Source organism: Dellaglioa sp. CoH-55-MRSF-8, assembly GCF_056782195.1.
Genome location: NZ_JBXAYH010000003.1, coordinates 165,431 through 178,305 on the forward strand (window position 1 = coordinate 165,431; position 12,875 = coordinate 178,305).

Sequence of the window (12,875 nt, forward strand, 5' to 3'; positions counted from 1 at the left end):
TCTTTTGTAGTAAGGAGAACAAAATAATGAATGAAATTAAAAAAATAGTCCAAAAAGTGGTTAAGCGGATTGGTCGCCAAATTTTAATAACGTTAAATGATTTTACAATTAAATTTTCAATTAAAAAACACCAAGTTGTCTTTGAAAGCTTTAATGGGCGCGATGTTAACGATAACCCGATGGCCATTTACAAGCAGACTAGACGAGATCTTGGTGAAGAAAATGCGAAGCTTTTATATTTTAGCGTTAAACCAAGCATGTACACTAAATTAAAAGAACAATATCCGGAAATTAATTTAATTAAACGCTTTGGATTTTCTTGGACTATCAAAATGGCGAGGGCTGAATTTTGGGTCTTTAATTCAAGATTACCTATTTGGTGGAAAAAGAATCCGAAGACTACATATATACAAACATGGCACGGGACACCGTTGAAACATTTAGGAATGGATATTGAAAATGTTTCAATGCCAGGTACAACGACAGCGTTATACCATGCTAATTTTAAAGTGGAAACAGCACGTTGGGATTATTTAATAGCGCCTAATCATTATTCAAAGCAAATTTTTGAAAGTGCATTTGCTTTTAAAAATAAATCCTTGGATATTGGATACCCAAGGAATGACATTTTATATGCGGATAATAATGAAAAAGATATTAGAGCTTTAAAGAAAACGTATCTTGGTAATGAAGATGCTAAAGTGGTTCTTTATGCGCCAACATGGCGTGATGATAGCTTTTATACTCAGGGTGTTTATAAATTCGAAATGGCTTTTTCATTCGAATCATTCTTTCAACATGTATCAGACGATACTATTTTAATTATGCGGCCTCATTATTTAGTTAAGAATAGTATTAATATCGAAGGATTTGAAGATCGTGTTAAAATAATGGCAGATGAAAATATTACTGAATTATATTTAATGAGTGATATGATGATTACGGATTATTCGTCAGTGATGTTTGATTTTGCTAATTTGAATCGACCAATGATGTTTTATTGTTATGATTTAGAACATTATCGGGATGAACTACGCGGCTTTTATATCAACTTTGAGATGGAAGCGCCAGGACCAATCGTAGAAAAAGAACCAGATTTCTATAAACAATTGGATGTCTATACGCAAAATGGTGATTATCCTGGTTACGAAAAACAATTTAAAGATTTTCAAAATAAATTTATTGAATGGGATAATGGAAAAGCTTCTCAAAAAGTTTCTGACATTATCTTAGGTAAGTAAGCATATTCTCCTTTTGGGAGGATATGCTTTTTATTTTTTAAAATATAAATACTGATAACATCGGATAAGATGTTAATTTTTAGTGATTAATGGTAGAATTGTATAAGCGTAAGTGTATACATGTTATTATTGAGAATTAAAATAACTGAATGATTAATGGTGATAAAATGGAAGATTATAAAATTCGATTAGAGTATGTTACAAAAGGTATAACAAGTAAAAAAAATCGAAAAATTGATAAAGATTCGAAAGATATTTATTGGGCTTTAAGGGGCATCTCGTTTGATATTTATCGTGGTGAATTTTTTGGTATTATTGGCATGGGTGGCTCAGGGAAAGCAACGTTATCTGACATTCTAGCCGGTAAAGCCAAACAAACAACGGGTTTTCTAACGATGGCCGGTCACACGACGATTGTATCATATGAGACACAATTAAAACGCGATAAAACGGCTGTGCAAAATATTCAAGAAGCAATTACTGATTCTAAGATTGATTACAAAAATAGTGATCAAACTTTGAATAATGTTTTAAATTTTGCTGACTTAGGGGTATTAAAAGAAAGTAAAATTGAAGATTACTCTCCCGATATGCGTGCGCGAGTTGAGTTAGCAATGGCCTTCTTCATTGAACCTGATATTATTATTTTAGATGGTATTCTATCAGCATTAGATGATATTTTTTATCAAAAAACGGTTGATAAAATTAAAAGCCTACAAACAGAGGGCAAAACTTTTGTACTTGCTAGTCAAGATTTACAACAAATGGAGTTCTTAACAGACAGAATTGCCTGGATTCAAAACGGTCAACTGATGGATATCGGTGAGTCTGAAAAAGTCGTTATGAGTTATTTAGATTTTGTTGCTTGGTACGATAGTTTGACTGATGAGAAACGAAGTGAGTACGATAAACAACGTGATTCAGAACGTAAATCATTTAGTGTAGAGACCTTATATACACAATATAAAAAAACGCATTTTGATCCTGATATGCCTCGATCAATTGAGTTGCGTCGTAGAGATGCCTTTTATAACGGACAAGCATTTGACGATACAAAATATTTTTTAAAAAAGAAAAATGGTAAAAAGCACGGTAAACTAGCTTTGATGGTTATTGGTATTTTGATTTTAGCAGTGATAGGAACAGTTTCTGCCAAGTATGTTCAAATGAACAATGACAAGCAAGAATCGAGTTCAATCGCCCAACGTCAGAAGTCTGTAAGTGAATCAAAAAAAATAGCAATTTCAAGCTCAATTAGTAGAGCTGATGTCTCTAAAAAAGTGGTGGCATCTTCTAAATCTAAATCAGCTAAAGCTGCTTCAAGCAAGTCAGCCAAACGGTCTGCTGAAAAAAAGCGGCAGAATGAGTCGCTTGCTAAAGCTAAGGCAGAAAGTGAATCCGTTCTAGCTAGAGAGTCATCTGAAAGGGTGGCTAGTTCTGAGTCAGCAGCAAAAGAAAGTAGTGAAAAGAAGGAAAGTAGTGAAAAGAAAGAAAGTATCAGTAAAATTAGTACGAAGATGTTTGAGGTAGGTAGTGGGGATAGTTTATCAAGTATCGCGACTGCCAATGATACAACCAGTGATCAATTGATGGACATCAATGAATTATCATCAAATCTTTTGCATGTAGGACAAAAAATAAAAGTACCTAAATAAATGTGAGTTAACTCGGAGGAAGTTATGAAATTAAGAACGAAAGTAATTATTGGTATAGTTGCAGTTGTGTGTATCGGTGGTGGGACGATATTAGCTAGTACGAAGGCTGGTCATGACGTCGTTGAGTGGGTTGCTACTCGTGGGTCATCTGACCAACAAAAAAAGGAGTACGCTGAACAACAAAAATTAGCTGAATCGAAATATGGTAAGAGTAAGTCTAGTGAAAAATCAAAACCAAAATCAAAAAAGAAGAAAACTGAAAAGAAAAAATCTGTGTCTAAAAAAAGTAAATCAACGTCGTCTTCGTCGTCAAGTTCTAATATTGATACGGATACGATAACTGTTGTTTATGGTGATTCATTGTCATCTATTGCGTTAAGCCATGATATGACAGTGAAGGAACTAATTGCATTAAATGACATGGAAAATACAACATTAAGACCTGGGCAAACGCTTAAGGTCGTTGCTGGAAGTGGAAAAAGTATAGATACTACATCTTCAGATACAACAGGCACAGATAATACAAGTTCTGATAATACTACTTCAGACAACACAACAAGTTCATACTCTAATGACGATACAACTTCAGATAGTACAAGTACAGCAAGTTCATACTCTAATGCTGATACAAGCTCAGATAGTACAACAAGTTCAGATACTTCTAGTACCGATAACACAACAAGATCATATTCTAGTTCAACATCAGATACAACTAGTTCAACGAGCTCAACTAGTGATGAGACAACTAGCAATTAGCAATCGGATTTCTGCATGTTAATAGGTGTATAATATCCGTAGGTTAAAAAATAAAGACAAATGAATTGGAGCGGATGAGTAAATGAGTTCAGACCCTGGTCACGAACTGCTGTTGCAGCTGTTATTATTAGTCATTTTGACATTAGTGAATGCCTATTTTTCAGCTGCAGAATTAGCAGTAGTTTCAGTAAATCGTAATAAAATTGAGGCAGAGGCGAAAGCTGGAGATAAAGGTGCAATAAGAATTCTTGGTATATTAAATAATTCGACATCATTTTTATCAACTATCCAGATTAGTATTACTTTTGCCGGGTTCTTGTCTTCAGCTTTTGCAGCAACATCTTTGGCTAAATATGTTGAACCATTGTTTGGGAGTGCTGTGTGGGCACATGATGTTGCAGTAGTTATCGTTACGTTGATTTTATCTTATTTTTCATTAGTTTTAGGAGAATTATATCCTAAACAATTGGCACTACAGATGCCAGACAAAATTGCCAGAGCAACGACTGGGCCTATTCAACTTATTGCGATTGTTTTCAAACCATTTAACTGGTTGTTATCAATTTCAATCCGTGCATTAGAAAAAATAACACCAATTAAGTTTAATAAAAATAATATTGAGGTTATTAGTCGACAAGAAATTGTTCATATGATTCAAACTGGTGAAGAGCGTGGTGCTATTGATTCAGATGAATATGAAATGATGGAAGGCGTTATTTCGTTACATACGAAATTCGCTCGTGAAGTTATGGTCGCTAGAACTGATGCTTTTATGATTGATTTACAAAACGATAATGATCGTAATATTGATGCTATTTTAAATCAACCTTATTCTCGTGTACCCGTTTATAGTGATGATAAAGATAACGTCGTTGGCGTTGTTCATATCAAAAATTTGCTTAAAGCTGCTAGAGCAAAAGGGTTCGATAGAATTAGTTTACGTCAAATTATGCAAGAGCCCATGTTTATTCCAGAAACGATGGCTGTTGATGATTTGTTATTCGAAATGAAGAAAACACACACTCAATTAGCTATTTTATTGGATGAATATGGCGGTGTTGTTGGACTTGCCACAATTGAAGATTTAATTGAAGAGATTGTTGGCGATATCGACGATGAGTCAGATAGCCCTGATGATACATTGAGAAAAATTAATGCACATGAATATATCGTACAAGGTCGAATGACACTTGACGATTTTAATGATGAATTTAATTGTGATATCAACGTTAAAGACGTAGACACAATTGCGGGATTCGTCTTAACTGAATTAGGTCGAATTCCCGGTAATAATGAACAACTACAGATTACACTTCACAATGGTATACTTCTCGAAACGGAAAAAATGGACGGTTCTCGATTAGTGGAATTGAAAGTTATGATTCCCGAAACACGGTTAAAAGATACTTTAAAGAGTAAAGAATAAAATATGGGATGATAAGGTCAATAGAACTCTAATAAGTTCCATTGACCTTATCATTTTTTACGTCGAAGTTCATTATCATTTATGATAAACTATGAGTAATATGTTTTAGAGAGGACAAAAAATGAATACAGAAGAATTAGAGACTCAAGTAAAAAAACGCCGAACATTTGCGATTATTTCTCATCCCGATGCTGGTAAAACAACCATTACAGAACAATTACTTTTATTCGGTGGGGTTGTCCGTTCTGCCGGAACAGTTAAGGGTAAAAAATCTGGTACTTTTGCAAAATCTGATTGGATGGAAATTGAAAAGAAACGTGGTATTTCTGTTACTAGTTCAGTTATGCAATTTGATTACGCCGATAAGCGGGTTAATATTTTAGATACACCTGGGCATGAGGATTTCTCGGAAGATACCTACCGAACATTAATGGCCGTAGATTCTGCAGTCATGGTTATTGATTCTGCAAAAGGAATTGAACCACAAACAAAGAAATTATTTAAAATTTGTAAAATGCGTGGCATTCCTATTTTCACATTCATCAATAAGATGGATCGTGATGGACGTGAGCCACTTGATTTAATGGCTGAACTCGAAGAGGTCTTGGGCGTTGAATCATACCCAATGAACTGGCCAATTGGTATGGGTAAAGGCTTAAAGGGATTATACGATATCTACAACCATCGTATTGAACTTTACCAAAAAGAAGATAAAGGCATGGACTACGTTGATTTAAATGACGCCGGTGAGATTGAAGGCGACCATCCTTTAAAAGAAGATAGTATCTATCAAGAAGTGCTAGATGAAATTGAATTATTGGGCGATGCTGGTAATACCTTTGATGAAGCAAAAATCGCAACAGGGGATTTAACGCCGGTTTTCTTTGGATCAGCATTAACTAACTTTGGTGTAAAAACGTTCTTAGATATTTATTTGAACTATGCACCAGCACCACAAGAACATAAAACGATTGAAGAAACAACGATACAACCAACAAATGAACATTTTTCTGGGTTTGTTTTCAAAATTCAAGCAAATATGAATCCTAATCATCGTGATCGAATTGCGTTTATTCGAATTTGTTCAGGTGAATTTGAACGTGGGATGGATGTTAAATTAGCAAGAACTGAAAAGAAAATGCGTTTATCTAATTCAACCCAATTTATGGCAGATTCTCGTGAAGTTTTAGAATCAGCTGTAGCTGGCGATATTATTGGATTATATGATACTGGTAATTTCCAAATTGGCGATACAATCAGTAACATGAAGAAACCAATTACCTTTGAAAAATTACCTCAATTTACGCCTGAATTATTCATGAGCGTTAATGCTAAAAATGTAATGAAACAAAAATCATTCCATAAGGGTATTCAACAGTTGGTTCAAGAAGGTGCTGTTCAATTATATAGAAGTTACAACACGGGTGACTATATTCTGGGTGCCGTTGGTCAACTTCAATTTGAAGTCTTCCAATTCAGAATGTTAAATGAATATAATTCAGAAGTTATCATGACACCAATGGGTTCTAAAACAGCTCGCTGGATTGATCCAGAACAATTGGATGAAAAGATGTCAAGTTCACGTAACTTACTTGTTAAAGATCGACAAGACTTACCGTTGTTCTTGTTTGAAAATGCATTCGCAGAACGCTGGTTTGCTGACAAATATCCAAACGTTACATTAACATCAAAACTATAAACGAAAAGAGGTATACCAATTGGTATACCTCTTTTTTGAGTGCTTATTAATTTAATGAGTAAGGCATTTTGATGTAAGTTTCATCAATAAAACCACCATCTTTTAATTCAAACCAAACATCATTACTTGATGATAACTGACTGATTAAAGTAACTTGTGTATTGTCAGCTAAAACTCGTAATTTTTTACCATAAGGTTTAGTGTAAATAGTTACAGATTTATTAGGAATGTAATCAATTGAAGCAGAGTGATTGATTATTTTTTTAGTAAATTCATTGGTGTCATTGTCGGGTAATAAAGCATATTTGGGTTGAATAATCATTTTTACATTAGAAGTACTTTCTAACCATTGATTGCCACCTATGCTGTACCAAATAGTTCCCAAATTCGTTTCGATTTTTTCAAATACTTGTAAAATAACGCCAGCAGGTAAGAAGGCGGGATAGGAGTTACCCTCGGGTAAGTCATAAGGACGTACGCGTTTTGTAATCTGGATGTATGCGTCAATTTGATCGACGGTTTTCCAATTGATGTTGCGATAATAATAGTAGATGGTTTGTTGTTCATTTGTGAAAGTACCATAACTAGTTTTTGAGGCACGCAATAAATTGAACCCTGGAATATTGACAGGGTCATAAGTGAAAGGGTCATTCAAATGGCCACGTAGTAAAGTGGGTGAGCCGATTAAGTAGCCACCATCAATATCTTGATTATAAATCCAAACGGCAGCGCCATGTTTCTTTTCATAGCTTAAAATAATAGCACCATAGTTGGTTACAAAAGTACTTGTGAATCCCGAAATGCCAACTAGATTATAATCATTGATTGGTTCAAATTGAAGTCTTAAATCGCTACCTATAGTGCCACTGATAATTTGCGGACGAGATAGATTATTATTATTTTGGTCTTTATAGTAAACAATCATTGTGGCATCTGAAACAGATGTTGGTAGAAAAGTTTTTTCTTCAATGACTTCATGTTTCTTTTGTTTTGGTGCCTTATATTTTTTTGTTGATTCAGAATTGAATACAAATTGTATATCGGAAGTGGAAGTAGGTTGGTCATTTTTTGTAAAAACAGACAACATATTCCGGAAGAAATCTCTTAAGGCGATTTTAATCAGCTCCATTCATAATCTAATATCATAATTATAACCTAAAAAGATTAATTATTGGGGAAAAGTGTTTGAAATATCGTTTATTTATTTAAAAGAATGAATAAAATAAAAAAAGATGCAGACTCAGAAAAAATTATCTGAGTCTGCATCTTTAGTTTAGCCTTTACTTTTCAACGTTAGAGTCGGAATCTTTAACATCAGTAGTTGTATCGGCTGATATCTTAATTTCATCTTTTTCAATTTTTGCAGCTAATTTTGTTACATCAGGATTATCAAGGTAGAAGTCAGCTATTTGATCTTCAATCTGTTCCTGGATAACACGTCTTAGTGGACGAGCACCCATTGCGGGATTGTAGCCTAAATCAACTAATTTTTCTTCAACCCGATTTGTAACGTGAAGTTCTAAGTTTTGATTTTTAAGAACTTTATTAACGTCATCAAGCATGATACTTACGATTGAAACTAAGTTTTCTTTACTTAATGAGTTAAATTCAACGATGTCATCAAAACGGTTTAAAAATTCAGGACGGAAGTAATTTGATAGTTTATCAATGATGGCATGGGTTGCACCAGTTGACGTTGCACCAAAGCCAACATTTGCTTCAGCATCAGCACTACCAGCGTTAGATGTCATAATGATAATCGTATCTTTGAAACTTACCACGCGACCTTGTGAATCTGTTAAACGGCCATCTTCAAGAATCTGCAAGAACATATGCATAACATCAGGATGTGCTTTTTCAACTTCATCTAACAAGATTAAACTGTATGGATTACGACGAACTTGTTCAGTTAATTGACCAGCTTCTTCATAACCAACATAGCCAGGAGGGGAACCAATCAATTTAGAAACTGAATGGTTCTCCATGTACTCACTCATATCGAAACGAATCATTGATTCTTTTGTTCCAAATAATTCTTTTGATAATTGTTTAGCAAGTTCTGTTTTACCAATTCCAGTTGGTCCAACAAACAAGAATGATCCGATAGGACGCCCAGATTTATTGAATCCAATCCGGTTACGGCGGATGGCGCGGGCCACTTTATCAATGGCGTCATCTTGGCCAATGACATTAGCTTGAAGGGAAGTGGCTAAATTTTTCAATTGTTGTTGCTCTTTTTCCTTTAGTTCGCCTACAGGAATCCCTGTTTTTTCTTCAATAATTTGTTCCATTTCTTTTTCGGTTACAATTGGTAATTCATCAGAATCAGTATTACTATCTTGTAATTCTTTGAATTTTGCGACTTGATCGCGATAGTAGGCTGCTTTTTCATAATCTTCGTCGGTTAGTGCAGCTTGTTTTTGAGTTTCAGCGTTTTTAATTTTTTCTGCAACTAATTTGGGATCAATAGCTTTAATGGTTAAATTCATTTTTGACCCAGATTCATCAAGTAAATCGATGGCTTTATCTGGTAAAAAACGATCTTGAATGTAACGGTCAGAGAGAGAAGCAGCAGCTTCAATTGCTTCATCACTATAATGAACATGATGGTAAGCTTCGTATTTCTTTTGAATACCTTTTAAAATGACGATTGACTCTTCGACACTAGGTTCATCAACTTGGATAGGCTGTAAACGACGTGCAAGCGCAGCATCTTTTTCGATTTGACGATATTCATTTAGAGTTGTTGCGCCAACGAGTTGTAATTCGCCTCGAGCAAGAGCTGGTTTTAGAACGTTACCGGCATCCATACCACCTTCAGCATTACCAGCGCCTACAATTTCATGAATTTCATCAATGAATAGAATGATAGACTTATCATTTTTAAGTTCCTTCATTAATTGTTGCATTCGTTCTTCGAACTGACCACGAATACCCGTTCCTTGAACTAATGAAACAACATCTAATCGAATAACTTGTTTGTTTAAAAGTTTTTGAGGAACAGCTGAATCAACAATTTTTTGAGCTAATCCTTCAACGACTGCTGTTTTACCAACACCAGCTTCGCCGATTAGAACAGGATTATTTTTTGTCCGACGATTCAAAATTTCAATGATTTGATTAATTTCTTGATCGCGACCAATGACCGGGTCAATATTTCCTGCCCGTGCCTCATCGGTTAAATTAAGACCGAATTGACCAAGGATTGTATCCTTACCATTATTTTTATTAGCGCCACCATTTCTACCAGCTTGGGTAGGAGGTGTCTGCTCTTTTCTTTGTGAACTATTATTTTGACTATTTGGTGCAATCGCATTAAATAAATCATCAAGGTTACCAAAGCTAAATGGATCTTGTTGATTATTACGGATTTGACCATTACTTAAACGCTCTTGTTCATCTTTTAGTAATCGATAACAATTTTGACATAAATCGTATTCTTGATGTTGACCATTTAAGTTAGTTGATAAGTGTATTGTCGCTGGATTGATTTGACAATTTTGACAGATCATATGTGTCACAACCTTTCATATTTCGTTCGTATAGTTTAGTTTATCTAAGATCAAAAACATGTTGACCATCTTTGACCTTCGATGAATAGTATACAAAATATGGAAAAATTCTGCAAGCAATTAGAACTCCTTTTTTACATTTTATGGAGGCTAATCTATAATGAATTTAGTATAGTAGATTTTAGTGAAAAGAGGTTTGAAAATGAGCGAAGATTATAAAGCAAAAATTGATGCATTGATTGCTGGTGAAATAGAGACAATAACAATCAACCCAGATGAATTTATGGCGTTTCAACTTGTTTGGCAAAAAGAAAAATTACGTAAGGCAATCGTTGGTAATGCGCAAAGAGAAGGTCAAATTATTTACAAATATGTTAGTTTGAAAAACTAAAGACTTGTATCATTTTTTAAATAATGGTATTATTTGTCTCTAAAGACTAATGTGTTTAATTTATTAATGAAAACGTGTTCTTTGCTTTTGTTAGTGGGTTATGCATTTTTCTAAAATAAAAAAATATAGAACATCAAGGAGATAATTAATTATGGAAAAGAAAGACTTTCACGTAATCGCAGAAACAGGTATCCACGCGCGTCCAGCTACATTATTGGTACAAGCAGCAAGCAAATTTACTGCTGACGTTGCTTTGGTTTACGGAGAAAAATCAGTAAACTTGAAATCAATCATGGGCGTTATGTCATTAGGCGTTGGTCAAAATGCTGATGTAACAATCACTGCTGATGGCGCTGACGAAACAGATGCAATCGCAGCTATTACAGAAACAATGACGAAAGAAGGACTTGCTGAATAATGTCGAAAATGCTAAAAGGGATTGCTGCTAGTGATGGTATTGCCATTGCTAAAGCATATATGTTAGTTCAACCCGATTTGTCATTCTCGCAAGTAAGCATTGAAGATCCAGAGTCAGAAATCAAACGCCTTGATGCTGCTGTTGCAGCATCAAGTGAAGATTTGAAACTAATCAAACAAAAAGCTGCAGAAAACCTCGGCGCAGAAGAAGCCGAGGTTTTTGAAGCTCATTTGACAATCCTTTCAGATCCTGAACTTATGGGCAACATTGGCGATAAAATCAAAAATGATAAGGTCAACGCTGAAGCAGCATTGAAGGATGTCACAGATATGTTCATTTCAATGTTTGAAGATATGACTGATAATGCTTATATGCAAGAACGTGCAGGCGATATTCGTGATGTTACGAAACGTGTAATGAGTCATTTATTAGGAGTTACAATTCCTAATCCTGCTCTTATCGATCAAGAAGTTGTGGTCGTTGCACATGATTTAACACCATCGGATACAGCCCAATTAAATCGTAAATTTGTTAAAGGATTTATTACTGATGTTGGTGGACGTACTTCTCATTCTGCTATTATGTCTCGTACGCTTGAAATTCCTGCTGTTGTAGGCGCTGGTGATCCAACGACTGCAATCTCAGAAGGTGATATGGTTATTGTTGATGGTATCAATGGTGACGGAATTATCAATCCTACTGCTGAAGAAATTTCAACATATGAAGCAAAAGCAAAAGCTTTTTCTGATCAAAAAGCTGAATGGGAAGAACTAAAAGACGCTAAAACAGTTACTGCTGATGGCGTACATTTTGATTTAGCTGCTAATATCGGTACACCTAAGGATGTTGAGGGTGCAGTAGATAATGGTGCTGAAGCAGTTGGTTTATTCCGTTCAGAATTCTTATACATGGATGCTAGTGAATTACCTTCAGAAGATGATCAATTTAAAGCTTATAAAGCTGCAGTTGAAGGTATGAATGGTAAACAAGTAGTTGTAAGAACAATGGATATTGGAGGCGATAAGGAATTACCTTACTTGCCATTACCAGAGGAAATGAATCCGTTCTTAGGATATCGCGCAATCCGTATTAGTTTGGATCGTCAAGATATTTTCAGAACACAACTTCGTGCTCTACTTAGAGCTTCTCATTATGGACAATTAGCAATTATGTTCCCTATGATTGCAACTGTTGATGAATTTAAATCAGCAAAAGCTATCTATACTGAAGAACGTACTAAGTTAATTGACGCTGGTGTACCAGTAGCAGATAAACTTGAAGTCGGTATGATGATGGAAATTCCTGCTGCTGTTATGAACGGTGATCATTTGGCTAAGTATGCTGATTTCTTTAGTATTGGTACAAATGATTTAATTCAATATTCAATGGCTGCTGATCGAGGTAATGAACAAGTGTCATACCTTTACCAACCTTATAACCCATCAATTTTACGTTTGATTAAAATGGTAATTGATTCGGCTCATAAAGAAGGTAAGTGGGCAGGTATGTGTGGCGAAATGGCCGGCGATCAAATTGCCGTACCTATTTTAGCTGGAATGGGACTTGATGAATTCTCAATGAGTGCTTCGTCAATTCTTAAAACACGTAGTTTAATGAAAAAATTAGATACAACAAAAATGAAGGAATTAGCTGATAAAGCTGTTTCTGACTGTGAAACTAATGAAGAAGTTATTGCATTAGTTGAATCTTACATGAAATAAATTAAACACAAAAAAACTGGTAATTTCGATTATCAGTTTTTTTGTGTTTAATTGGG

The 12,875-nt window shown here is 34.8% G+C and carries 10 protein-coding genes; 8 read left to right on the forward strand and 2 right to left on the reverse strand.

Annotated elements, in window-relative coordinates:
• Positions 1-35 precede the first annotated feature (35 nt).
• The 5 genes from AC1RPW_RS04535 to AC1RPW_RS04555 all read left to right on the forward strand — a co-directional run bounded on the left by AC1RPW_RS04535 (position 36) and on the right by AC1RPW_RS04555 (position 6,777).
• The gene (locus AC1RPW_RS04535; RefSeq protein ID WP_481761627.1) at positions 36-1,241 is read left to right on the forward strand and encodes a CDP-glycerol glycerophosphotransferase family protein; all 1,206 of its coding nucleotides are present in this window, start codon (positions 36-38) and stop codon (positions 1,239-1,241) included.
• A 149-nt stretch (positions 1,242-1,390) separates the two neighbouring features.
• Positions 1,391-2,896, forward strand: a complete 1,506-nt coding sequence (locus tag AC1RPW_RS04540) for an ATP-binding cassette domain-containing protein (protein ID WP_481761508.1) — start codon at positions 1,391-1,393, stop codon at positions 2,894-2,896.
• 24 nt (positions 2,897-2,920) lie between these two features.
• Complete coding sequence (locus tag AC1RPW_RS04545; RefSeq protein ID WP_481761507.1) at positions 2,921-3,652, forward strand: LysM peptidoglycan-binding domain-containing protein; 732 nt, start codon at positions 2,921-2,923, stop codon at positions 3,650-3,652.
• 82 nt (positions 3,653-3,734) lie between these two features.
• On the forward strand, positions 3,735-5,078 hold the full coding sequence (locus AC1RPW_RS04550) for a hemolysin family protein (RefSeq protein ID WP_481761506.1): 1,344 nt from the start codon (positions 3,735-3,737) through the stop codon (positions 5,076-5,078).
• 121 nt (positions 5,079-5,199) lie between these two features.
• Positions 5,200-6,777, forward strand: a complete 1,578-nt coding sequence (locus AC1RPW_RS04555; protein ID WP_481761505.1) for a peptide chain release factor 3 — start codon at positions 5,200-5,202, stop codon at positions 6,775-6,777.
• A 46-nt stretch (positions 6,778-6,823) separates the two neighbouring features.
• Here the strand turns inward: AC1RPW_RS04555 and AC1RPW_RS04560 are convergent, their stop codons facing one another.
• Both AC1RPW_RS04560 and AC1RPW_RS04565 read right to left on the reverse strand, forming a co-directional pair.
• On the reverse strand, positions 6,824-7,906 hold the full coding sequence (locus AC1RPW_RS04560) for a MucBP domain-containing protein (RefSeq protein WP_481761504.1): 1,083 nt from the start codon (positions 7,904-7,906) through the stop codon (positions 6,824-6,826).
• Positions 7,907-8,057: 151 nt separating this feature from the next.
• On the reverse strand, positions 8,058-10,289 hold the full coding sequence (locus AC1RPW_RS04565; protein WP_481761503.1) for an ATP-dependent Clp protease ATP-binding subunit: 2,232 nt from the start codon (positions 10,287-10,289) through the stop codon (positions 8,058-8,060).
• A 202-nt stretch (positions 10,290-10,491) separates the two neighbouring features.
• On the opposite strand from AC1RPW_RS04565, the gene AC1RPW_RS04570 reads away from it, so the two are divergent.
• The 3 genes from AC1RPW_RS04570 to ptsP all read left to right on the forward strand — a co-directional run bounded on the left by AC1RPW_RS04570 (position 10,492) and on the right by ptsP (position 12,819).
• Positions 10,492-10,680, forward strand: coding sequence for a hypothetical protein (locus tag AC1RPW_RS04570; protein ID WP_057973672.1), 189 nt, complete (start codon positions 10,492-10,494; stop codon positions 10,678-10,680).
• Positions 10,681-10,831: 151 nt separating this feature from the next.
• Positions 10,832-11,098, forward strand: coding sequence for a phosphocarrier protein HPr (locus AC1RPW_RS04575; protein WP_409022159.1), 267 nt, complete (start codon positions 10,832-10,834; stop codon positions 11,096-11,098).
• On the forward strand, positions 11,098-12,819 hold the full coding sequence (gene ptsP / locus AC1RPW_RS04580; protein ID WP_481761502.1) for a phosphoenolpyruvate--protein phosphotransferase: 1,722 nt from the start codon (positions 11,098-11,100) through the stop codon (positions 12,817-12,819). The genes AC1RPW_RS04575 and ptsP overlap by 1 nt, the downstream gene beginning before the upstream one ends.
• Positions 12,820-12,875 lie beyond the last annotated feature (56 nt).